This window comes from Neorhizobium sp. AL 9.2.2 (assembly GCF_013317225.1).
GTDB classification, from domain to species: domain Bacteria; phylum Pseudomonadota; class Alphaproteobacteria; order Rhizobiales; family Rhizobiaceae; genus Neorhizobium; species Neorhizobium soli.
The window spans coordinates 897,826-920,054 of record NZ_JAALXU010000009.1 but is presented as its reverse complement, the minus strand read 5'-3'; the positions used below and the strand labels follow the sequence as shown (position 1 = coordinate 920,054).

The 22,229-nt window shown below is 60.1% G+C and carries 21 protein-coding genes; 19 read left to right on the top strand and 2 right to left on the bottom strand.

Annotated elements, in window-relative coordinates; all coding sequences use genetic code 11:
* Positions 1 to 148: 148 nt before the first annotated feature.
* Positions 149 to 799 (bottom strand): DUF2461 family protein, encoded by a 651-nt coding sequence (locus G6K99_RS21770; RefSeq protein WP_174197863.1) that lies wholly within the window; start codon positions 797 to 799, stop codon positions 149 to 151.
* A gap of 223 nt (positions 800 to 1,022) precedes the next feature.
* Between G6K99_RS21770 and G6K99_RS21765 the strand changes: the two genes are divergently transcribed.
* From G6K99_RS21765 to G6K99_RS21720, 10 genes are all read left to right on the top strand, one after another.
* Positions 1,023 to 1,187, top strand: coding sequence for a DUF2256 domain-containing protein (locus tag G6K99_RS21765; protein ID WP_113111302.1), 165 nt, complete (start codon positions 1,023 to 1,025; stop codon positions 1,185 to 1,187).
* A 408-nt stretch (positions 1,188 to 1,595) separates the two neighbouring features.
* The gene (locus tag G6K99_RS21760; protein ID WP_113111303.1) at positions 1,596 to 1,787 is read left to right on the top strand and encodes a hypothetical protein; all 192 of its coding nucleotides are present in this window, start codon (positions 1,596 to 1,598) and stop codon (positions 1,785 to 1,787) included.
* A 395-nt stretch (positions 1,788 to 2,182) separates the two neighbouring features.
* Positions 2,183 to 3,283 carry a LacI family DNA-binding transcriptional regulator gene (locus G6K99_RS21755; RefSeq protein WP_174197862.1) on the top strand — a complete coding sequence of 367 codons (1,101 nt, stop codon included), beginning with the start codon at positions 2,183 to 2,185 and terminating at the stop codon, positions 3,281 to 3,283.
* 35 nt (positions 3,284 to 3,318) lie between these two features.
* The gene (locus tag G6K99_RS21750) at positions 3,319 to 4,194 is read left to right on the top strand and encodes a carbohydrate ABC transporter permease (protein WP_174197861.1); all 876 of its coding nucleotides are present in this window, start codon (positions 3,319 to 3,321) and stop codon (positions 4,192 to 4,194) included.
* Positions 4,184 to 5,017 (top strand): carbohydrate ABC transporter permease, encoded by an 834-nt coding sequence (locus tag G6K99_RS21745; RefSeq protein WP_174197860.1) that lies wholly within the window; start codon positions 4,184 to 4,186, stop codon positions 5,015 to 5,017. The genes G6K99_RS21750 and G6K99_RS21745 overlap by 11 nt, the downstream gene beginning before the upstream one ends.
* Positions 5,018 to 5,043: 26 nt before the next feature.
* Complete coding sequence (locus G6K99_RS21740; protein WP_174197859.1) at positions 5,044 to 6,339, top strand: ABC transporter substrate-binding protein; 1,296 nt, start codon at positions 5,044 to 5,046, stop codon at positions 6,337 to 6,339.
* A 103-nt stretch (positions 6,340 to 6,442) separates the two neighbouring features.
* Positions 6,443 to 7,879, top strand: a complete 1,437-nt coding sequence (locus G6K99_RS21735; RefSeq protein WP_174197858.1) for an FAD-dependent oxidoreductase — start codon at positions 6,443 to 6,445, stop codon at positions 7,877 to 7,879.
* Between the two features lie 54 nt (positions 7,880 to 7,933).
* A complete protein-coding gene (locus G6K99_RS21730; protein WP_174197857.1) occupies positions 7,934 to 9,550 on the top strand; it encodes an FGGY-family carbohydrate kinase in 1,617 nt (538 codons plus the stop codon).
* A gap of 12 nt (positions 9,551 to 9,562) precedes the next feature.
* On the top strand, positions 9,563 to 10,630 hold the full coding sequence (locus G6K99_RS21725) for a sn-glycerol-3-phosphate ABC transporter ATP-binding protein UgpC (RefSeq protein ID WP_174197856.1): 1,068 nt from the start codon (positions 9,563 to 9,565) through the stop codon (positions 10,628 to 10,630).
* 57 nt (positions 10,631 to 10,687) lie between these two features.
* A complete protein-coding gene (locus G6K99_RS21720) occupies positions 10,688 to 11,416 on the top strand; it encodes an SDR family oxidoreductase (RefSeq protein ID WP_113111311.1) in 729 nt (242 codons plus the stop codon).
* 208 nt (positions 11,417 to 11,624) lie between these two features.
* Here the strand turns inward: G6K99_RS21720 and G6K99_RS21715 are convergent, their stop codons facing one another.
* The gene (locus G6K99_RS21715) at positions 11,625 to 12,023 is read right to left on the bottom strand and encodes a hypothetical protein (RefSeq protein WP_174197855.1); all 399 of its coding nucleotides are present in this window, start codon (positions 12,021 to 12,023) and stop codon (positions 11,625 to 11,627) included.
* 713 nt (positions 12,024 to 12,736) lie between these two features.
* Here G6K99_RS21715 and G6K99_RS21710 point away from each other — a divergent pair.
* From G6K99_RS21710 to G6K99_RS21670, 9 genes are all read left to right on the top strand, one after another.
* Entirely contained in the window at positions 12,737 to 13,516 is a 780-nt protein-coding gene (locus G6K99_RS21710) for a GntR family transcriptional regulator (RefSeq protein ID WP_174197854.1), read from the top strand.
* A complete protein-coding gene (locus G6K99_RS21705) occupies positions 13,517 to 15,025 on the top strand; it encodes an ABC transporter substrate-binding protein (RefSeq protein ID WP_174197853.1) in 1,509 nt (502 codons plus the stop codon).
* 67 nt (positions 15,026 to 15,092) lie between these two features.
* A complete protein-coding gene (locus G6K99_RS21700) occupies positions 15,093 to 16,019 on the top strand; it encodes an ABC transporter permease (protein WP_174197852.1) in 927 nt (308 codons plus the stop codon).
* Complete coding sequence (locus tag G6K99_RS21695; RefSeq protein WP_174197851.1) at positions 16,019 to 16,882, top strand: ABC transporter permease; 864 nt, start codon at positions 16,019 to 16,021, stop codon at positions 16,880 to 16,882. The genes G6K99_RS21700 and G6K99_RS21695 overlap by 1 nt, the downstream gene beginning before the upstream one ends.
* 9 nt (positions 16,883 to 16,891) lie before the next feature.
* On the top strand, positions 16,892 to 17,680 hold the full coding sequence (locus G6K99_RS21690; RefSeq protein ID WP_174197850.1) for an SDR family NAD(P)-dependent oxidoreductase: 789 nt from the start codon (positions 16,892 to 16,894) through the stop codon (positions 17,678 to 17,680).
* 22 nt (positions 17,681 to 17,702) lie between these two features.
* Positions 17,703 to 18,626: a polysaccharide deacetylase gene (locus G6K99_RS21685; protein WP_174197849.1), complete on the top strand. Its 924-nt coding sequence runs from the start codon at positions 17,703 to 17,705 to the stop codon at positions 18,624 to 18,626.
* Positions 18,619 to 20,163: a gamma-glutamyltransferase family protein gene (locus tag G6K99_RS21680; protein ID WP_174197848.1), complete on the top strand. Its 1,545-nt coding sequence runs from the start codon at positions 18,619 to 18,621 to the stop codon at positions 20,161 to 20,163. Before G6K99_RS21685 ends, G6K99_RS21680 begins: the two co-directional genes overlap by 8 nt.
* On the top strand, positions 20,160 to 21,134 hold the full coding sequence (locus G6K99_RS21675; protein ID WP_174197847.1) for an ABC transporter ATP-binding protein: 975 nt from the start codon (positions 20,160 to 20,162) through the stop codon (positions 21,132 to 21,134). The genes G6K99_RS21680 and G6K99_RS21675 overlap by 4 nt, the downstream gene beginning before the upstream one ends.
* Positions 21,131 to 22,186: an ABC transporter ATP-binding protein gene (locus G6K99_RS21670; protein WP_174197846.1), complete on the top strand. Its 1,056-nt coding sequence runs from the start codon at positions 21,131 to 21,133 to the stop codon at positions 22,184 to 22,186. The genes G6K99_RS21675 and G6K99_RS21670 overlap by 4 nt, the downstream gene beginning before the upstream one ends.
* The last annotated feature ends 43 nt before the right edge of the window (positions 22,187 to 22,229 follow it).

Below are 22,229 nucleotides of genomic sequence, written 5' to 3'. Positions count from 1 at the left end.
GACGTCTGCGGCCACCTTTTTAGCGTCCTAAACAATCTCAATGACAGGAAACCGATCAAGCACATCCCGACCGTGCTGATAGTCGCGAGCCTACTTTTTCATCTCTATAAGCTTCGGGTCAGTAAGTTTGCGCGTAAGAGCCTTCCGGTTATCGAGACTCGGGGAGCTTAGTCGTTGCCCGATTGATGTAATCGACCAGCGCGCGGGCAGCGGCGAATGATTTTACTATTTCCTCGACAAGATTGGAGGACACGAGCATCTCGTCAGAAACGTTGCGACAGGCTCCGAAGTTTTTGAGATTGAAAAAGTCGAGCGCGTCGTGATTTCTGACGTACCCGCTGGCGCTCAAATCATGACCGCCCGTCAGACCATTTGGGAAATATGTCCGAAATAATGGACCCTCGACGATCCCTCTCCATTTGCCGGTGTGGCTTGCGATTGTTTGCCGCAAAATGCGGGCAAGCCGTGGCGGGGGTAGCAGCGCTCCGCCTCCGCTGTATGAGCTGTGCGGAGAGATTTGCATGTAATATGTCGCGGCTGCGTTCTTCGAAGGCGAAACTCGCAACGTGATGCAGCAGGTGCCTTTCGAGATAGACGCGGCACTCAAACATTTGCGGGGATCTCGGTTGGCCTCATCTACGCGCTTGTCGATCGACCCTGTGCTATTAGCCAACGCTAAGGTGAATTCAATTAAGTCGCGGCGCGCGCAATCAAGTCTAGCTCGGTTGTCGTCAAGCCACTCGGCGAAGTGATTACTGGAGGCTTCCTCTAGAAATTCAAAAGTCGATCGGTTGATCATCCACTGTCTCAAACATGGCAAACTGGCCTGTCATAGGGCAGGCGGAACGTAAAGTGAACGGAGATAGATCGAGCGAACATGAAAAGAGTTGGAAGTCGGGTGCTTCCAATCGCTGATTGCTTCCCCCAGATAGGGTAGGGCTCGTGGAAGTGCCACTTCGGTAACTGAGCGGCGAGTGGTTCGTTAGCATTTTCGTAAACACGTTGAATAGGAGAGGATCCATATGGCGAGAATGGTCAAGAAAGCGGATCTGCCGATAAAAACGTGTGCGACATGCGGAAAACCTTTTGCATGGAGGCTGAAGTGGGCCAAGAACTGGAGCGACGTGAAGTACTGTTCTGAACGCTGCCGCCGCTCTAAGCTCAAGCCACCACATCCAAAGTTATAGAATCCTGCCCGCCTGCAGATGCTTTGAAGGCTGCCGGACAAGCCGCTCCCGGCTATGATGGAGCAAACTTCGGACATTCTGAGCTATTTCGGTGACGAAAGATGGAGGCGAAGTGTCCCGGCACCATCACGGCTGCCGAAGAGATGATCCTAATGCCTTTGATCCTCTTGCTTTGCGGGTCGTATTGACCCCTGGGCGCAACAGTGGCCCGATCAGGTCGTGACGTCTTCGCGCCCAGTCACAGCCGACACAACCCGGAAAAGACTGCCGAGTTTACTGCATCGTACCACCAGCAAGACCGGGTAAGTCGCGCAGAGCCTCCGGGTCTGACACAAGTCTTTACGACAGCTACGCAAAGTTTTACCGATCGATTCACCGCGGTGCCTACCGTGCCGGCAAGGGGCAGCGATGGCTGAAAAAGCGTTATTGGGTTTCGGCTTACTGCTGATCGTTGCCGGGCTGATCTGGGCGGCCCAAGGAAGCGGCTTCTTTCCCTATCCCGCCAAGAGTTTCATGATCTACCCACGACCCTGGATCGTCGGTGGGGCCCTCACAGCAGCTTGCGGCATGGCGTTGCTTTTGTGGTCACGACGGTATTGAGGATGCAGAATAGTCGAGGCTTATTCTGCCAACGCCACAGGATTGCCGATCGTCTCTTACGTTCCCGTGGTACACTGACATTCGAATCTTTACCGCGGCATGGCTGCTGCATCTTCCTTGAAAACCTGCGGCGAAGAGGCAGTTACACTCGCACCGCAAGACACGCGCCACTGATTCGCGTCGCCACGAACGGCGATGAACTTTCTCATCAGAGCCGCGGAAATTGGAGGCTCGGACCTTGCCGGTTGAAGCTGACGATGCCCGGCGTTTCGGCGACTGGGATCTGCGGAAAGCTGCGGTGACAGTTCTGCCGCCGTCTTAAATTAATTTTTGCTTGCGAACACCAGATCATGCTGTTAAACGTTTAACGGTAAAACGTTTAACACGTGAGTCCTATGGCCAAAAAGAGATCCACGATAAAAGAAGTTGCGGCTCTCGCAGGCGTTTCAATTGCGACGGTTTCGAACGTCTTCAGCGGCAGCAAGCCGGTGAATAACGATCTGCGCCGTAAGGTCGAAAGCGCCGCGAAGGACCTCAACTACCAGCTCGACCGTGCTGCTTCACAGCTGAGATCAGGGCAGGCGAGGGTCGTCGGCGTACTGGTGCCGGATCTCGACGACGTTTTCTTTACTTCCCTGGTGTCGCGGCTCGAAGTTATGGCACGCAAGGACGGGTATGATGTCATCGTGACAAGCTCACGCGACGATGTCGAAGTGGAGAAATCAAGGCTGCGGGCGCTGCTTGGATGGCGCCCATCCGGCTTGGTGGCTATCCCGTGCTCGGACACTATACCGGATCTGTTGCGCGACGAAGCCGGCTCCATCCCTTTGGTATTCGCCGACCGTGTCATTCTTTCGGAGGCCTTCGCCGATACGGTGACAATCGACAATATCGAGGCGGGTGAGATGGTCGCCGACCACCTTCGGCAGTTCGGTCATCGCGATGTCGTTATCGCTGCCTCCGATCTTTCCGTCGCGCCGATCAGGGACCGGATCCAGGGTGTCCGCAACGTTTTCCTGCAGCATGGTCGCGAACCTACCGTCGTTGAATTGGGATCCAATGCCGAGCGCGGTGCAGAAATTTTCGCCAATTGGCTCGAGGCAAATCCGGTGCCGAGCGCGATTTTTGGGCTGACAAATGTCACCACCCTCAGCGTGCTTGCGGCACTTGCTCGTCACCACATTGATGTGCCCGAACAGAGCGCCTTGGTTGGATTTGACGATTACGTGTGGATGAGCGCCCGCAAGGTGCCTTTGACGGCCGTGCGCCAGCCAATCGACGCCATGGCGCAAGCCATTTGGCAGAGGCTACGCATTCGCATGGCAGGTGAGCTTGAGGAACCTCGCCACACCGTTCTGAACGTGTCGCTGCAAGCGCGGAACTCAGTCCGTCAGATCGGCAGCGACCCATTGCACTCGGCTAACCAGCCGATCGAGGAGAAGGCTGGTTACGAGATCCACCATAAGGACATTGGTGGGGCCACCCCCAAAGTCTGAGATACCCATTTGCAATAAGGTCGGGAGGACCAAACTTGCGTGCTAAACGTCTGCCACAATTGTTGCCCTTGCTGGCGCCCGTTCACATTCTGATCCTGAGCGTGATCGTCGTACCGTCAGTCTACGTGATCTGGCTCAGCCTTGGGCAATCGAGCTTTGGCCAATCCTCGTCCTTCGTTGGTTGGCGCAACTATCTCGCGGTCATCTCCGATCCTGCTTTTCACAGGGCCCTTCGGAATACGGTCGTGCTGGTCGTGGTGGCGGTGCATGTCGAACTGGCCATCGGCCTCGGCATGGCGCTGCTGTTCGCAAGCGGCATTCCGTTCAGGCGGTTTCTACTGGTTGCCGTTCTGGCGCCCTATGCGGTGAGCGAAGTCATTGCCGTCGTCATGTGGCGCTTCCTGTTCGATCCGGACGCAGGGCCAATCACGCTGATGTTGCAGGCGTTGGGCCTGCCGATCCTTGATTGGTCGTTCGAGCCAACACACGCAATGATCCTGATCGCCTTGCTGACAATCTGGCTGCATCTGCCGTTCACGTTCATTATCCTCTACGCGGCACGGCTTGCTGTTCCGAGCGATCTTTACGAAGCCGCCCGCATCGATGGCGCCACCCCACTGCAGCGGTTTCGCCGGGTGACGTTGCCGCTGATGGGGCCGGCGATCGTTGTCGCGCTGCTGTTTCGCTACATCTTCGCCTTCCGCATTTTCTCGGAAGTGTGGCTGCTGACGCAAGGCGGACCAGCGCGTTCGACGGAGGTTGTCGCCGTCTACCTCTATCAGGAAGCATTCAGCTTCAATGCCTTCGGCACAGCGGCAGCCACCGCGTGGATCATGGTGCTGTCTTCGCTGCTGCTGGCGGCCGGCTACATCTTCATTCTTCGCAAGCAGGTGAACGCCAATGCGCACTAAAAGCCTCACCTTGCGTCTTGCCAAGGCATTTGCGGTCCTCGTGATCCTGTTCTGGTCTCTGTTTCCGATTGCGTTCATCGTCATGTCTTCGCTGAAACCCGGCCAAGACATTTTTGCGGTGCCGCCAAAGTACCTCTTCGTCCCGACCTTCCAGCACTACGCATCCCTCTGGAGCCAATGGGGCGTGTTCTTTCAAGGCCTTCTGAACAGCACGATCATCACTGCCGGCGCTGCGGCGCTGGCCGTTGTCGCCAGCACCTGTGCGGGATACGTCTACTCCCGCAACAGCAGCCGGCTTCTCAACGGAAGTGTCCTTTTCCTGATCGTCGTGCGGCTCATACCGCCGATTGTCGTCACGCTCCCGCTCTTTCCGATCGTCAACGCGATGGGGCTCAACGATACGCATATCGTGCTGATCGTGCTTTACGCGACGTTTTTCGTGTCGCTTGGCACCGTGTTGATGCGGACCTTCATCGATCAGATTCCGCGCGAACTTGACGAGGCGGCCATGATCGATGGCGCAGGGCGACTGACGATCCTGCGCAGGGTCATCGTGCCGCTGTCGACCCCGGGCATCCTTGCTGTCGCGGTCTTCGTCGTCGTGTTCGCCTGGAACGAGTTTCTGTTCGCCTTCATCTTCACCGCGACCAAGGCAAAGACCGCTCCGCTGGTCATCTCGGAGATGATCGGTTCGATCGATGGCGTCGACTGGGGCATCCTTTTTGCGGCATCGACCGTGCAACTCGCGCCGGTGCTGCTCTTCGTTATCTTCATGAACCGTTTCCTCGTAGCCGGCCTGACAGCCGGAGCGACGAAGGGGTGAACCAAAATCTGCCAAGGGAGGAAACTATGTCAGATACATCCGCATATGCAGTCACACGCCGTCGGTTCATGGGTACGGCCCTGGGAGGGGCTGCCGTCTTGGCCGCCGGGCCGTCCTTCTCAGCCGGCAAGGTCCTGAACATCCTCAGCCACAAGGTGCACCAGACGGTTCTCGGCACCGGCGACGCCGATTTGCTGAAGGACTGGAGGGCGTCGAACGGTGTCGAGCCGACCTTCACGACCTTCGATTCAAATCCGCTTCAGGATCGGTTGTTCCGCGAAGCAAGCCTCGGAGAGACTGAGTACGGCGTCGGCTACATGGTCGACAATCGTCCGACCAAGGAGATTGCCGCACTCTTCGAACCGCTGGACGACATGCTGAAGACGGATGCGATCGAGGATTTCGCTGATATCGCGCCGGGTCTGGTCCAAGGCATGACGGTAGACGGCAAGTTAATCGGGATTCCCGTCCGTCACGCGACGCAGGGCCTCTTCTACAACGAGGCGCTGCTGGAAGAGGCCGGCATCACGGCGCCTCCCACGACCCTTGAGGAGCTTGTCGAGCAGGCGCGCAAAACGACCTTCACCTCGAAGGCTGGAACGCCGGTTGTCGGTATGATCCTCGCAAGCGATCTGGCGGTGTTCCCGGTGATGTTCGCTCGTGCCTTCGGCGGAGACTTCATCACCCCGGACTTCAAGCTGATGCCCGAGCCAGCCGCGTTCGAAAAAGGGCTTGATGTGCTGCGGACACTGTTCGAGGCCGGCAACCTGCCACGCAGCTATGCAACGACGAAGAATGACGATCAGGTCACCTGGTTGCAGCAGGGCCGCGCCGCTTTCACGGTGCTTCCGTTTGCTCGCAACGGTCAGCTGAGCAATCCCGAGCAGAGCAAGTATCCGGGCCGGATCAAGGCCGTCGAATTTCCAATCTCTGCCGCCCTGAAAGGCAAGATGCCTATGGCTTCCGTCGTGGAGGCCTGGGGCATGGTGATCCCGAAGAATGCCAAAGACAAGGAGCTAGCCTGGAAATACATCAAGGAGGTTTCAAGCAAGCGCGTCACCACCGGCATGGCCCTTAACGGCAATGGACCCGTGCGGGTATCGGCTTACAGCGATGCCGCGTTGAAGGCCAAGAACCCGCTTGCTGCCACGGAAGCAGCGGTCCTTGCCAACGCGCGTGGTGCCTTCCCACCCTTTCCGCAAGCCGCGCGCGCGCAGGCTACCATGCTTGAAGAAGTGCAACTGGCAGTGCTCGGGCGCAAGCCCGTGAAGGAGGCTGTTGCCGCGATAGCCGAGCGCGTGAAGCCCATGATGCCCGCCTAAGAAGACAGCCCGTCGGCGGCGCAGCGTCAGGCACGCCGCCGAACCAGTGATGACAGTGAACCGCGCACAAGACAGCTGCCGCGCAATGACCGAGGTTTGAATCATGTTGAATCCTGCAACCCGTTCCATCGAAGAACCAGCTCGCACCCTTCCCGTGTCCGCCGAATACGACGTGCTGGTCGTCGGCGGTGGACCATCAGGTCTGACTGCCGCTCTGGCGGCGGCCGAAGATGGTCTCCGCGTCGGGCTGATCGAAAGCCGCAGCTTCGTCGGTGGCAATATGACCATTGGCCTGCCGGTGCTCGGCTTCCTTGGACAGAAGGGCAACCAAATCATCGATGGCCTGCCCGAGAAGTTCATTCAGCGGCTGCGCACCGAAAGGGATGGTGCCAGTGAGCACAGACCATGTCCGTTGCACATGGGTATTACGCTTGTCGAACCGGAAGCGGTCAAGACCGTCGCTCTCGACATGCTGACCGAAGCCGGCGTCGATGTGACTTTCTACACGTTCTTTGCTGGAGTCGTGATGGATGGAGATACTATCCGCGGCGTCATCACCGAAAGCAAAAGCGGACGCACCGCCATTCTTGCGAAAGTCGTTATCGACTGTACGGGTGACGCAGACGTTGCCTACCAGGCCGGCGTTCCGACTGAAAAGGGCAACGCCAATGGCGGCATGCAGCCGCCGACCCTGATGTTCTGCATGGCAGGCGTCGATACGGAAAAGCTCAGGACAAGCATCGCAACGGAGAAGCGGACCTACCTCACCGATTTCATCCCTGCCGAATATTTCGGCCAAAACAACCAGTTCATCGTGGTCGGGCTTCGCGAGCTGATTGCCAAGGCGCAAGAGGAACGTGGCCTTCACATCCCCAATGAGCGCACGATCATCATCACCGGCCTGAAGAAGGGCGAGGTGTGGATCAATATGACCCGGGTCACCGGAACCGACGGGACCGATGCCAAAAGCCTGACCAATGGAGAGATCGAGGGTCGTCATCAGATCGATGACATCGTCACCTATCTGATCAACTATGTGCCAGGCTTCGAGCACGCTCATTTCACCAAGACCGCGCCGTTTATCGGAATCCGGGAAACACGCCGGATCGTTGGCCAATACATGATGACGCAGGAAGACGTGCTGAGCTGCTGCCACTTCGACGATTCCATAGCTGTCGCCAGCTATCCCATCGATATCCATCGACCTTCTGACGAGGGCTGCACGCTCATCTGGTGCGGTGACTGCTACGACATTCCCTACGGGTCGCTCGTTCCGCAGAAGGTGAGCAATCTACTCGTGGCCGGGCGCAGCATTTCCGCCACGCACGAGGCGATGGGCGCCATCCGCGTCATGGCAACCTGCATGGCAATGGGCGAGGCGGCGGGCCGCGCGGCAAAAATTTCCGTGCGGGGCAATCGCGCGCCGGCGGACATCGATATCGACGAACTTCGCCGACAGCAGCTTGAGCACGGCGTTTATCTGCGAAATCCGGACGGCACGCGTGCTACGCCGCTAGGTGGACGTGAAAAAGCGGCCTGAACCGTCGGGCCGGGCGAAACTCGCCCGGCACCCTTTCTCTTGAAGGCTGTTCTCATGACCAACCATTTCATCGGCATCGATGTCGGCACTGGTAGCGCGCGCGCTGCAATCTTCGACGCGCGTGGCAAAATGATCGCGACCGCCAAGCGGGACATCGAGCTTTTCCGTGACGGCGCGCATTTGGCCGAGCAGTCTAGCCGCGACATCTGGAGCGCGGTCTGCTCCAGCGTTCGTGAAGCTGTGGCGCAGAGCCACCTACGGCCAGATGAGATCGCCGGGATCGGCTTCGATGCGACATGCTCGCTTGTGGTCTTAGGGCGGGAGGGAAAGCCTCTGGCGGTCGGTGCGCATGGCAATGCGGACCGCAACATCATCGTCTGGATGGACCACCGTGCGATTGACCAAGCTGCGCGAATCAACGCAACCGGCCATCCCGTTCTCAAATATGTCGGCGGGACGATCTCGCCGGAAATGCAAACACCCAAGATCCTCTGGCTGAAGGAGCACCTGCCGACGACCTATGACGCCGCATGGCAATTCATGGATCTCGCGGACTTTCTCACCTGGAAGGCCACCGGAAGCTTGGATCGGTCTGTTTGCACCGTTACCTGCAAGTGGACCTATCTCGCGCATGAGAGCCGCTGGGACGACACTTACTTCCAGGCGGTCGGGCTCGGCGATCTTACAGAAGACGGTTTCAAGCGGATCGGCACGACGGTCGTGCCCGGCGGCCAGGCGCTCGGCACGGGATTGACTGCGTCAGCCGCATCAGAACTGGGGCTGAACCCGGGAACTGCTGTCGGCGCTGGACTGATCGACGCGCATGCGGGCGGTGTCGGGTCGCTTGGCGGTTCACGTGCGGACGGCCAAGCCACAGCACGCCTTGCCTATGTGTTTGGAACCTCCGCCTGCACGATGGCGAGCAGTATGGAGCCGTTGTTCATACCGGGCGTGTGGGGGCCCTACTTCTCCGCAATGATCCCCGGCCTCTGGTTGAACGAGGGTGGCCAGTCAGGCGCGGGGGCTGCCATCGACCATCTGGTGACACATCACGCAGCGTATCAGGAGGGCTGCGATGCGGCCGCCCGTTGCCAGAGCCCGCTGCCGGCCTGGCTGGCGGATCAAGCGACGCGACGCGTTTCGACTCCCTCGGATGCGGCATTGCTTGCCGGGGACTTGCATGTCGTCCCAGACTTCTTGGGCAACCGGTCGCCGATGGCGGATCCGCAGGCACGCGGCCTGATCGCCGGACTTGCCATGGACAGAAGCATCGATGGCCTCGTCTCGCTCTACTTGGCTGGCATCTTGAGCATCGGTTACGGCCTTCGGCAGATCATCGAGACGAGCCGGCAGAAGGGCGCATCTATTGACTCGATAGCGATTAGCGGAGGCGCTGGAAGCCATCCGCTCGTGCGCCAGTTGCTGGCCGATTGCACGGGGCTTCCGGTGCTTGTTCAGCGCGAGAGCGATCCCGTGCTGCTGGGGGCGGCAATGCTCGGGGCAGCGGCAAGCGGCTCGATGCTGAGCCTTCAGGCGGCGATGAAGGCCATGTCGCAGCCGGGAGAGACCTTCCTGCCGGCAAGTGGCGTCATCGCCGAACTGCACCATCGCCGCTACCGGGCCTTCGAGGCCCTGCAACACACTGCGCGCCTTGTACGCGATATGTCCTGAAGGAGAACCACAGTGGCAAGTCTTGCACTTAAATCCGTAAACAAGAGTTTTGGCAGCTTGGAAGTGATCAAGAACGTCGATCTCGAGGTCTCGGACGGGGAGTTCGTCGTCTTCGTCGGTCCATCTGGCTGTGGCAAGTCCACGTTGCTGCGGATGATCGCTGGGCTGGAAGACATCACCGGTGGAGAGCTCCACATCGATGGGAAACTCTGTAACGAGGCCGAACCGCGCGAACGCGGCATCGCCATGGTCTTCCAGTCCTATGCGCTTTATCCGCATTTGACGGTCTACGATAACATGGCGTTCGGTCTGTCTCTGAACAAGACGCCGAAAGCCGAGGTGGAGCGTCGCGTTCAGGAGGCGGCGCGCATCCTCCAGCTTGAGCATCTGCTCGACAGAAAGCCGAGCCAACTGTCGGGCGGTCAACGTCAGCGCGTCGCCATTGGCCGGGCGATCATCCGAAAGCCGGCCGTGTTTCTGTTTGACGAACCTCTGTCAAACTTGGATGCAGCACTGCGCATGGAAACGCGGGTGGAGATCGCACGGCTGCACCGGGAGCTCGGCGCAACCATGATCTATGTTACCCATGATCAAGTTGAGGCCATGACGCTTGCCGACAAGATCGTCGTGCTCGAAGGCGGAGTGGTCCGCCAAATCGGCACACCGATGGAGATCTACAAGAAACCAGCCAATCAATTCGTCGCCGGCTTCATCGGCTCGCCCAGGATGAATTTCCTCGACGTGCGTGTCGATGGAGTGAGCTCTGGAAAGGTTGACGTGTCGTCCGACATTCTGCGCCCGATCGCGGTCGACGGGCAGGGATTTGTCAAGGGTGACAAGGCGATCCTCGGCATCCGTCCGCAATATCTGAAGCGCGGCGAGGGGGTGCAGTCTGCCGCATCGCTGGGTGGTGTCGTGACGCTTGTCGAAAGACTGGGAACGGAGACGATCATCGGATTCCAGATGCCGTCCGGTGAAAACATCTGCGCTGCCTTTTTTGAGGATGAGGCAGTCGAACTGGGAAGCCAGATTACCTGCGTCTTCGATCCTGCACAGGCCGTGTTGTTCCCAAGGGCGTAAAACCGACGACCGGTATTCCCATCAAATCTATCCATCCCAGCGAAAAGGAATTCCCACATGTCTCAGGAACTGGTCGGTAAATTGGCCGCCATCACAGGCGCGGCCTCTGGGATAGGGCTTGCCTGTGCCGCCAAGCTTGTCGCCAGTGGCGCCGATGTCGTTCTCGTGGATAGGGATGCGGGTGCACTGGAGGCGGCTCGTGCGGATCTTGGGTCCCGGGCGCATCCCCTCGTTATCGATCTTATGGACCCAGCGAATGTCGCAACAATGCTACCGGGGATTCTGGAGCATGGTGAGCGCCTGCACATCTTCCACGCGAACGCCGGGTCCTATGTAGGTGGCGAGGTCGCCAGTGGCGATCCCGACGCTTGGGATCGTATGCTGAACCTCAATATCAACTCGGCTTTCAGGACCGTGCACGCCGTATTGCCACACATGATCGAGGGCAAGACCGGTGACATCATCTTTACCAGTTCCATTGCCGGCCTTGTCCCCGTCGTTTGGGAGCCGATCTACACCGCCTCGAAACATGCCGTTCAGGCTTTCGTGCATACGGTTCGCCGTCAGGTTGCTCCGCACGGCGTAAGGGTCGGCGCCGTCGCGCCCGGCCCGGTCGTTACCGCACTTCTGAAAGACTGGCCGAAGGAAAAGATGGATGAGGCGCTGGCGGCAGGAAGTCTCATGGAGCCCGAGGAGGTCGCAGATGCCGTCTATTTCATGCTGACGCGCTCGCGCAACGTCACTGTGCGCGATTTGGTCATTCTTCCCAATGGAACAGACCTTTAACCATCAACGGACAACGGGACCGTTTTGGCAGTCGGCGCGAAAGCGAGGACGAATCGACTTTTGGCGGATCAGATGCTCTATATGCAGTTTTTAAAAGACACGTTTGATGTTGACTTCGACAATTGACAGATCGTTGGTTCAAATCCCTTCAAAGCAGGTGATTTTACAAGTCGCGGTACGTCAACGCCCCCGTAACCAACAAAACTTGCTATTTCGAACAGTCCAAATATCTGCTTTTAAGCTCCTCGCCGCAGAAGTTGAGGAGCTTTTTCAGTTTGTCCCGCGGGTCGATCTCGCCGGCCGCAATTCGGGCTATCAGACCGTTGCTGGCTGCCATGAACTGCTGCTGCAAGGGATCGAGGACTCCCATCGAAGCCATGATGTTGGCAATTGCGCGATGCATCTGCAGGAATGCCGGCTGGTGGCCTGGTGTCTTGCCGGTCGCCACCGTCGGGACCAGGTCGCGAACGATCACCATTAGACGCCGCTTGGCTTCTTCGTCGCCATTGTTACGGGCGAGGAACAACAGCTTGCGGATGGCAACCTCGACATTGTTGGTATTGAACTGCTGTTTCAGATTGCCGATCTTCTCCTCAAAGTCTTCCACCGGCGTGTCTATGCCGGTAAGTTCCAGGACAAGCTTTTCACGCGTGGCTTCCAGTTCATCTAGCTCGTCATCGAGGATGGCAAGGCGGCGACCCTCAGCGCGCCTGCTTGCTTCCGCGACAATCCAAGAGTCGAGCTGGAACCGAGGTTATGATGTTCTTGGACGAAGTGGCGCAGGAGGCTTGTCGATCACCAATACAAATTGGCTCTTCCGACAAAAGGTGTGTATCCTTAACTTCGGTCCCACTCTCATCATCTGTCCACGACCAGCAAGTCCTTCGCCGTCGCCATGTAAGGAACTTCAATGAGCGACGATGCGGCCAGCATAGCTGCATACGTAAGACTTTTCATGCGCATGGATTTGTCTCTTTCCGACAGAGGCGTCGGGTCCCCGACTATAATCACCAGTAAGCCATCAGTTGGTAGTGCCAACTGACATCAGTTGGTTTCACTGCAATATCAAAATACATCCTGCCAGGCGTCGATTGACCAACAATTTCCTCGTGTTCCAAAACAAACCGTATCCGGGAAATCCCATTCCACCTCTAGAACGTCCTGAGACAGATGTTTTGCGGGAGTGGGCCTGTCACTTCCTTCGTGAGCCTGCCGCAAGCAGCGTGATTGAATTCTACGGTTCTTACCAAGAATGGAAAAATTTCGCTTCCACTCTGTTAACTGGGATGTCAGACTGGAGAACTGAGAGGTTACGAAAGCATGCTTGATACTGAGGCTTACGTGTCTCCCGCGCCGCCGGAAGGCAAGGCGGGAGTGGCGGAACGGGCGCTGAGGAGCGCGATCGTCGGTTGCGTTCTGATGCCGGGAGAGCGTCTGTCGGAGACTTCGTTGACCATCGAATTCGCGCTCGGTCGCGGCGCCGTACGCGCGGCACTGGCGCGGCTGAAGGCGAGTGGGCTTGTATCCTCGACTGCCCGCAGTGGTTGGGAGGTCGCGCCGATTTCCGCGGCAGAGATCCGCGAGCTGATTGCCGCACGCCGCCACCTTGATCCGATACTGTGCTCGGCTGCTCTCGACGACGCCGCTAGACGGCGGCTGACCACGCTGTCCCAGATGCATATGGCGCTGCTGCAGCGGCCGGATCTGGGTGGCGATGTGCTTCCCACCATTCGTCGCTGCGAGCGGGACATGCTGGATCTGCTATCCAACGCCCTCGGCATGCCTGTCGTCGCGGGTTTTCTTGCGGACCTCTGGGATCGCTCCAACAGGCTCGTGAACTTCTTCGAGCGGAGCGGGCGCGCTAAATTTCTGCCGACGAGGCTTTCGTCTTTCGCGGAGGCTCTCGTCGAGGGTCGCAACGCCGATGCAGTCGCCAATCTCGCGTCCGCCAACGCGGCGCTGGAAGCCTATCTGCTTGATCGTTTTCTTGAAACGGACGCGATGGTTGGCCGCAAGTCCGGCCGTCGCGCCGCGAACAAAGATAAACCGGGTCGCAATCAGCGACCTCAACCGCCCACTGGAAAAACAAGGACATTGTAGATGATGATAGTCAGTCGTTCGATGCGCGCCTCTCTGGCAGGCCTGCTTCTGGCCTGTTCGCCAATGGTCCTGTCCCAGGCAATGGCCAAGGATCAGCTGGTCGTTGATCTCGTCAACGAGCCTTCGTCGCTCGATCCGCACAAGCAGTGGAACCCGGACAGCTACTACGTCTACCGCAATATCTTCGACAACCTCGTTACCCGTGACGATGCCGGTGCCATCGCGCCGCAGATCGCCACCGAATGGAAATACTCTTCCGACAGCGAAATCGTCTTCACGATCCGCAGCGACGTCAAGTTCCACGATGGCACGCCGCTGACCGCCAAAGACGTCGCTTTCAGCGTCAACCGCATCATCGACAAGAAATTCGCCAGCCCGCAGCTCGGCCAGTTCAACAAGATCCTGTCGGCGGAAGCCACCGGCGAACACGAAGTGACGTTGAAGACGGATGGCGCCTATCCGGTGCTGCTCGCCCAGCTCGTCAAGCTGTCGATCGTTCCGCAGCGTGTTGTCGAGGAAAAGGGCAATGACGGCTTCAATGCCGCGCCTGTTGGTTCCGGCCCCTACAAGTTCGCCGCATGGCAGCGCGGGGTTTCGGTTTCGCTCGCCCGCAACGACGACTATTGGGGCGAAAAGGGCGTGTTCCCGACCGCCGAATTCCGCGCCGTGCCGGATGCCGCCACGCGCATTGCAAACCTCGAAGCGGGCGCCAGCGACCTCGTCGTCGGCCTCGATGCGGATCTCTCCGAGCAGCTCAAGAGCTCAGGTGCCGCCAAGCCGCTCTCGGTTCTGACCGAGCGCATCGGCTATGTGAAGCTCAACCCGAACCTTCCGCCGTTCAACGACAAGCGCGTTCGTGAAGCGGTCGCCCGCTCCATCGACAAGCAGGGGATCGTCGATGGTCTTCTCGGTGGCGTCGACAAGCCGCTCGACCAGATGGCGACATCGGCGCATTTCGGTTACGTGGAAGGCCTGAAAGGCTACCCCTACGATCTGGATGAGGCCAAGCGCCTCATCAAGGAAGCGGGCGCGGCCGGCAAGTCGGTCGCCTTTGCGACGTCTCCGACATTCGATCAGCGCATCGTCCAGGCGGTGGCGCAGATGATCAGCGATACCGGTCTGACCGTCAACATCGAGATGACGGACATGGCGACCTATCTCAAAAAGGCCCAGAGTGTGCCGGCAAGCCAGCCGCCGATTTCCTTCGGCCGCTGGTCCTGCGCCTGCCAGGATGTCGATGGCGTCCTGTTCTCGCTGCTGCATTCGTCCAGCGCGTGGGCCTCTGTCTCGGATCCAAAGATCGACAAGCTATTGGAAGACGCCCGCAACACGCTGGATGAGAAGACACGTCTCGAAGCCTACAAGACGGTAAGCACCTACGTCGTTGAGGAGGTGCCGATGGTGCCGATCTATCAGGCGGCGATCATCTACGGCGCAGCGAAAAACCTCGAATGGCAGCCGACGGCAAACGAAAGCCTGTTTCTCAACCGGATGAAGTGGACCGATTGATTTAGGTTCAGGGCCGGCCCCGGTTTCGGGGCCGTTTTGCCCGCAAGTCACGAAGTGGACTGCAATATTGCCGGCATTCTTCCTCAAGCGCGCGTTCCAGGCCCTAATCGCCATTATTGGCGTGATGACGCTGATCTTCTTTCTGCAGCGGCTTGCGGGAGATCCCGTTCTGCTGCTCGTGCCTGAAAATGCCACCAAGGCGGACATCGAGGCGCTGAGGGCGTCGCTCGGTTTCGATCGTCCTCTGTCGGTCCAGTATCTCGAATATATGGGCGCGCTTCTGACCTTCGATTTCGGCCGCTCCTATGTCCAGAACGTGCCGGTCTGGACGCTGATTGCCAGCCGTCTTCCCTATACGCTGATGCTGGCCGGCGGCGCGCTCGTCGTCGCCTTCGGTGTCGGCATTCCGCTGGGTGTGGCGATGGCGGTGCGCCGCGGCTCGGCGGATGCCAAGGCGATGATGGGCGTGGTTCTGGCGGGACAGTCGATGCCGACATTCTGGAGCGCCATCCTGATGATCATGGTGTTTGCGGTGTGGCTCGGCTGGTTGCCTCCATCCGGCGCCCGCGACTGGCCGAGCATCATCATGCCGTCGATCGCACTCGGTCTTCTCTCCATGGCAACCTTCGCCCGTGTGGCGCGCACCGCGGTTCTCGACGAACTGGAAAAGGACTATGTCCGCACCGGCCACGCCAAGGGACTGCCGTTGATCCGCATCGTGATGCGCCATCTGCTGCGAAACGCCGCGATCCCGGTGGTAACCGTTGCAGCTCTCGAAATCGCCAATCTGCTGGCTGGTGCCGTGATCGTCGAGACGGTGTTTGCCTGGCCGGGGCTCGGCCAGTTGACCGTCCAGGCCATCAACGCGCGTGATTTCATGCTGGTTCAGGGCGTCGTTCTGCTCGGCGCCATCACGGCCATCGTTCTCAACCTCGTCGCCGATCTGCTCTACAGCATCATCGATCCGCGCATCCGCATCGAAGGGAGCGCCTGATGGCAGCATCCACTCCTGCACCGCGCGCGGCGTCCCGGTCACGGCGCATGCCATGGACCGTGGTGCCCTTTGCCGCCATTCTGGTCGCACTGGTGCTGATGGCGATTTTTGCGCCTCTCGTGGCGCCGCTCGATCCCAACGCCCAGAACCTTCTGGCTCGGCTCAAAGCGCCGGGCTTCCAAAGCCGCGGCCTCGTCTACTATCTCGGCTCGGACGAACTCGGACGCGACGTTCTCAGCCGGACGATCTATGGCGCAAGGGTGTCGCTGTTGGTTGCCTTCGCCTCGGTGATCCTGTCGGGCATTTTCGGAAGTGCGCTCGGCATGATCGCCGCCTTCTATCGCGGCTGGGTCGAAACCATCATCATGCGGCTGGTCGATATCGTCTTGTCGGTGCCTGCCATTCTTCTGGCGATCATCACGGTTGCGGTACTCGGCCCGAGCCTTTCCAACGTAGTCATCGTGCTCGCCCTGACGCGGTGGCCTCGCTATGCGCGCGTCGCCTACGGCCAGACGCTGTCGGTCGCTAACATGCCCTATGTCAGGCTCTCGCGGTTCATGGGCGCCGGGTGGTTCCGGCTGCTGTGGCGCCACATCCTTCCCAATATCGCCGGCGGCCTGATCGTCGTTGCGACGCTCGAGTTCGGCCTGATGGTGCTGTTCGAGGCCGGACTTTCGTTCCTCGGCCTCGGCGTGCAGCCGCCAACGGCGAGCTGGGGCGCAATGCTTTCCACCGGCCGCAACTATGTCGGGTCCGCCTGGTGGATCGCGACATTTCCGGGACTGGCGCTGTTTCTGCTGGTTCTCTCGATCAACCTGATTGGCGATCATGCCCGCGACCGCCTCGATCCGCGTGGGCGATAGGAGTACTTCATGAATTTCGAAAATGAATTCAAGGCCAAGAAGGTCATCGTCACAGGTGCCTGCGGCATTATTGGCGGATGGATCGTCGATGCGTTTGCGCGCGAGGGGGCAGAGGTCTGCCTGACCGACCGCGATGCCGAAAAGCTCGAGGCGAAACTGGCGACGCTGCCGAGAACCGGCCATGTGGCGATCGCCGCCGACCTCACCGATACCGGCTCGATGACCGCATTTGCGGAAGAAGTTTCGGGACGCTGGGGCGCGCCGGATATCCTCGTCAACAATGCCGGCATCTATCCGTCGGGATTTCTGCTCGATATTTCGATCGATGACTGGGACGACATCATGGGCGTCAATCTGCGCGCGCCGTTCCTGTTGTCGCAGCTGTTTGCCAAGCAGATGATCAGCGCCGGCAAGCCGGGCTCGATCGTCAACATATCTTCCGGTGCGGCGCGGAAAATGCGCACGACGGTGGTTCCCTACTGCACGTCGAAGACCGCACTCGACCGCCTGACCAAGGGTTTTGCGCTGGAACTCGCCGAATACGGGATCCGCGTCAATGCGGTGGAGCCGGGGTTCATTTCCGGCAGCGATGTCAGCGCGCTGGCGCAGGATCATATCGACACGGTGACGGCCTCCATACCGCTTGGCAGAACGTCGTCGGCGCAGGATGTCGCTTCAGCGGTTCTCTACGTCACGTCAGCCGGCGGCGCCTACATGACCGGCGCGACCTTGACCGTCGACGGCGGCAATTCGATCGGCTCCCAGGTCGTCTTCCAGGCAAAGAAAAAGGCGCTGTAACAAGCGCTTCAAGCGAGGTCGGATGTCAAATCCCCTGCAGATAAAGTCCCCCTGGCCGGCCTATGAGTGGCCGCAAGACAAGCAGTCGGCAGTGCTGCTGTCGGTCGACGTGGATGCGCATGTGCCGTTCATGTGGGCGAACAAGGACCATGTGCCGGACCGGATGGGCACGCTCGAAATCCGCCGTTTCGGTCCGCGCACGGGGATCTACCGGTTGCTCGACCTGTTCGCCCGCTATGAGGCAAAGGCCAGTTTCTACGTGCCGGCGCTGACGGCCGAGACCAATCCCGAGATGCTTGCCGCCATCCTCGAAGGCGGCCACGAGATCGGCCTGCACGGCTATTTCCACGAGATCGTCTCGGAAGTCTCTAACGACGAATTTACCGGTGCGCTCGAGGCCAGCATGGAACTGCTGACCCGGGAAACCGGGGTAAAGCCCGTCGGCTTCCGCTCCCCGGCCTGGGAAATGACGCCGCATATGCTGACCGAGTTGCGTCGTGTGGGCCTCGCCTACGATTCATCGCTCTCGGGCTTCGATCATCCCTACGAGATCGACGGTGTGGTCGAGATCCCGGTGCAATGGGCGCTCGACGATGCGATCTTCTTCAAGTTCGAAGGGGGAGGCCGCGACAAGTGGCCCTATCAGTCCGGCCGTGCGGTGCTGCAGGACTGGATCGCGGAATGGCAGGCGCTTCACCGCTTCGGCGGGTTGTTCACGCTGACGGTGCATGACTGGATTTCCGGCCGTGCCCAGCGCATCGCGCTTCTCGAAGAGCTGCTGGATACGATCACTGCCGAAAAGGGCAGCTGGATCGGGACGGCCGCCGAGATTGCCCACCACCACGCCACATCCGGCAATGCCGGCCGCTTTGCCGTTGATGGCAAGGCTCCCGAGGCGATCGGAACCCGCAGGTTCGGACAGGATATTGGACACAGCCATGGGTGAACACTGGAACGTCCACAAGGGCGAGCGGCGCAGTGCCGGCGGGCTCGTCGCCTGCCAGAACTGGATGGCAGCGGAAAGCGGCGCCGATGTGCTGTCGCGCGGCGGCAATGCCATGGATGCGGCCGTCACGACTGCACTGACACTCAGCGTCGTCGAGCCGTGGCTTTCGGGTGTCGGCGGTGGCGGGTTTTTGCTGCGGGCCGACGGGCAGGATGGCCGGGTCGATACGCTCGATTTCAACGTCCGCTCGTCGCGCAACATCGATCCAGCCGATTATCCTGTCGTGGCGGGCCGTGACGGAGACTGGTTCGACTGGCCGCAGGTGCGCGATGATCGCAACCTGATCGGCTACAGCTCCATCTGCCTTCCCGGCGCCATTGCCGGCCTTTCGGCGGCACTGGAACGGTTCGGCACGATCAGCTTTGCCGAGGCGCTGCAGCCGGCGATCGAACATGCCCGTCGGGGCCTCGCGCTCGACTGGTTCACGGTGCTCTGTCTCGCCATCGATACGGAAGGCCTCGCACGCTTCCCGGCATCGTCGCAGCTTTTCTTGAAGGATGGCCGTGCACCGCGCGTGCAGGAAATCGGACCGGGCAGCACGATCCCGATGCCGCGCAAGGCAGCCATGCTGGAACGACTGGCGAAGGCCGGTGCCCGCGATTTTTACGAGGGCGAAACCGCAGCATCGATCGTCAGCGATCTCAACGCCGGCGGATCGCCAATCGACCTTGCCGAAATGCGTGACTACCAGCCGCGTTGGTCCGACCCGCTCCAGATCGATTACCGCGGCATGACGATCAATGCGATGCCAGGTCTTTCCGGCGGTCCAACGCTCGTCGAGGCACTCTCCGAGCTTGAAGGGACGCTGCCGCAGGATGGCCCGTTGTCCGGCGGGACGGCGCTTGCGTTTGGTCGCGCCATTCGTCGCGCCTCGGAACATCGCTTGCGCACGCTCGGCCACGGCAGCAGCGGAGAAAGCTGCACCACGCATATCAGCATTGTCGACCGCGACGGCACGATGGTGTCGCTGACTAATACGCTTCTGTCACGCTTCGGCTCGAAAGTGGTTCTGCCGTCGAGCGACCTCCTGATGAACAACGGTATGATGTGGTTCGATCCACGCCCGGGCCAGCCCAATTCGATCGCGGCCAATGCAAGGCCGCTGGCCAATATGTGCCCGATCATCGCAACAAAGGGCGGGCGGCCGAAGCTTGCTCTCGGGGCTGCCGGCGGACGCCAGATCATGCCGGCGGTGGCGCAGATCCTCTCCTATGTCGCGGCCTTCGGCATGTCGCTGGAAGAGGCGATGCATGCGCCGCGGATCGATGCGAGCGGCGTCACGCTGCGGGTCAACGACAAGGCGAAACCCGATGTCGCATCACGGCTCGGCGAGGAGTTTCCGGTCGAGATCATTGCCGATACGCTCTACCCGGTGAATTTCTCCATTCCGTCAGCGGTTCTTCGCGACGGCGCAGAGAATATCGGGATGGCGCATCCGAACCATCCGCTTGCGGCCGTCGGGGCGGAGCGCACATGACCGGACCTGTGCTTGCGGTTGACGACCTCAGGGTTTCGATCGGCGCGCAGCCGGTGGTCGATGGCGTCAGTTTCCACGTCGACCAGGGCGAGATCCTGTCCGTCGTCGGCGAGTCCGGTTGCGGAAAGTCGATGACGGCGTTTTCCGTGATGGGCCTGCTGCCAAAGGTCGCCCGCGTTGATGGCGGCCGCGTCCTGTTCGGTGGAGAAAACCTGCTGACCGTGCCGGAAGCCAAACGCCGGCAGTTGCGCGGCAATGATCTTGCGATGATCTTCCAGGAGCCGGTCGCCTCGCTCAACCCGCTGATGAAGATCGGCCGGCAGATCGAGGAAAGCCTCGTCGTGCATCGCGGGCTCGACGGCAAGGCGGCCCATCGTGCGGCGATCGCCATGCTTGAAGAGGTGGGTATTCCAGAGCCTGAAATCCGCTCCGGTCAGTATCCGTTCGAGCTTTCGGGCGGCATGTGCCAGCGGGCGATGATCGCCATGGCGCTGATCTGCAAACCCAAACTGCTGATCGCCGACGAGCCGACCACGGCGCTCGACGTCACCATTCAGGCGCAGATCCTCGACCTGATGAAACGGCTGCGCGACGAGACCGGAACCGCCATCCTTTTGATCACCCATGACATGGGCGTGGTTGCCGATATGGCCGACCGGGTCGCTGTCATGTATGCCGGGCGGGTCATCGAGGAGGCGCCGGTCGATACGATTTTCGCACGGCAGGAACATCCCTATACGCGGCTGCTGCTATCGACCATCCCGCGGCTCGACGGGAAGCCGAAGGCGCTTTTGCCGACGATCGAGGGGCTTGTGCCCGACATCGGCCAGTGGCCGGTCGGCTGCCGTTTCAGCCCGCGCTGCCCGCTGGCCGACCAGCACTGTCTCGATGAAATTCCGCCGCTTGCGCCTCGCCGTGACGAGGGCAGTGCAGCCTGCTGGCATTCGGAACGGGTGGGAGAAATGCTATGACTGAACCGCTTCTGTCGTTGTCCGGCCTCAAGGTGCATTTTCCCATCCGCGGCGGCCTGCTCGGACGTCCGACCGGGTTCGTCAAGGCGGTCGACGGCATCGATCTCGACATCGCCCACGGCGAAAGCGTCGCTCTGGTGGGCGAGTCCGGCTGCGGGAAGTCCACGCTTGGCGCGGCCATTCTGGGCATGACCAAACCGTCGGCGGGCAGCATCCTGTTCGAGGGCAAACCGATCGTTCACGGCGAGACCGCTTCCCGTCGCGCTTTGTCCCGCGAGGTGCAGATCGTTTTCCAGGATCCTGTTTCGGCACTCAATCCGAAAATGTCGATCGGCGAGAGTATCGGCGAGCCGCTGGCGATCCACGGTGTCGGCAATGCTGCAGAGAGGGCCGAGCGCGTTGCCGAGCTTCTCGCCCTCGTCGGACTGCATCCACAGCATGCGGAGCGCAAGCCGAACGCGTTTTCGGGCGGGCAGCGGCAGCGGATCGTGATCGCGAGGGCCTTGGCACTCAACCCCAAACTGCTGATCCTCGACGAGCCTGTCTCCGCCCTCGATGTTTCGATCCGCTCGCAGATCCTCAACCTGCTTCTCGATCTGCAGAGGCGGTTCGGTCTGTCCTACCTGTTCATCAGCCACGACCTCTCCGTCGTCCGACATTTTGCCGACAGGGTTGCGGTCATGTATCTCGGGCATCTGATCGAAACGGGCCGGACGGACGATGTGTTTGCGCGCCCGGTGCATCCCTATACGGAAGCCCTTTTGTCGGCAGTGCCGCTTCCAGATCCGGTGGCGCAGCGAAAGCGCCAGAGGATCGTGCTGAAGGGCGATTTGCCCAGCCCCGCCAATCCGCCCAAGGGTTGCAAGTTCGTGACCCGCTGTCCTCTGGCTGTCGATATCTGCCACGTCACGCACCCGCCGCTGGTCTCGACCGGGCCGGGCAGGGAGGCTGCCTGCCATGTCCGCGCCGGATTAAGACCAGACGGCAGCATTCCCGCCGCTCTGGGAGCTCAAATGGCCTCCCATACCAGTAAGGCTGACATTCGATTCTGAGTGATCTCAAACAGATAGCTGTCGCAATCACAGGGTCGTCGGT

Bases quoted from the DNA above. Each gene is read 5' to 3' on its own strand.
- G6K99_RS21770 (WP_174197863.1), bottom strand. From the start codon at position 799: ATGATCAACCGATCGACTTTTGAATTTCTAGAGGAAGCCTCCAGTAAT.
- G6K99_RS21765 (WP_113111302.1), top strand. From the start codon at position 1,023: ATGGCGAGAATGGTCAAGAAAGCGGATCTGCCGATAAAAACGTGTGCG.
- G6K99_RS21760 (WP_113111303.1), top strand. From the start codon at position 1,596: ATGGCTGAAAAAGCGTTATTGGGTTTCGGCTTACTGCTGATCGTTGCC.
- G6K99_RS21755 (WP_174197862.1), top strand. From the start codon at position 2,183: ATGGCCAAAAAGAGATCCACGATAAAAGAAGTTGCGGCTCTCGCAGGC.
- G6K99_RS21745 (WP_174197860.1), top strand. From the start codon at position 4,184: ATGCGCACTAAAAGCCTCACCTTGCGTCTTGCCAAGGCATTTGCGGTC.
- G6K99_RS21740 (WP_174197859.1), top strand. From the start codon at position 5,044: ATGTCAGATACATCCGCATATGCAGTCACACGCCGTCGGTTCATGGGT.
- G6K99_RS21735 (WP_174197858.1), top strand. From the start codon at position 6,443: ATGTTGAATCCTGCAACCCGTTCCATCGAAGAACCAGCTCGCACCCTT.
- G6K99_RS21730 (WP_174197857.1), top strand. From the start codon at position 7,934: ATGACCAACCATTTCATCGGCATCGATGTCGGCACTGGTAGCGCGCGC.
- G6K99_RS21720 (WP_113111311.1), top strand. From the start codon at position 10,688: ATGTCTCAGGAACTGGTCGGTAAATTGGCCGCCATCACAGGCGCGGCC.
- G6K99_RS21710 (WP_174197854.1), top strand. From the start codon at position 12,737: ATGCTTGATACTGAGGCTTACGTGTCTCCCGCGCCGCCGGAAGGCAAG.
- G6K99_RS21705 (WP_174197853.1), top strand. From the start codon at position 13,517: ATGATGATAGTCAGTCGTTCGATGCGCGCCTCTCTGGCAGGCCTGCTT.
- G6K99_RS21695 (WP_174197851.1), top strand. From the start codon at position 16,019: ATGGCAGCATCCACTCCTGCACCGCGCGCGGCGTCCCGGTCACGGCGC.
- G6K99_RS21690 (WP_174197850.1), top strand. From the start codon at position 16,892: ATGAATTTCGAAAATGAATTCAAGGCCAAGAAGGTCATCGTCACAGGT.
- G6K99_RS21685 (WP_174197849.1), top strand. From the start codon at position 17,703: ATGTCAAATCCCCTGCAGATAAAGTCCCCCTGGCCGGCCTATGAGTGG.
- G6K99_RS21680 (WP_174197848.1), top strand. From the start codon at position 18,619: ATGGGTGAACACTGGAACGTCCACAAGGGCGAGCGGCGCAGTGCCGGC.
- G6K99_RS21675 (WP_174197847.1), top strand. From the start codon at position 20,160: ATGACCGGACCTGTGCTTGCGGTTGACGACCTCAGGGTTTCGATCGGC.
- G6K99_RS21670 (WP_174197846.1), top strand. From the start codon at position 21,131: ATGACTGAACCGCTTCTGTCGTTGTCCGGCCTCAAGGTGCATTTTCCC.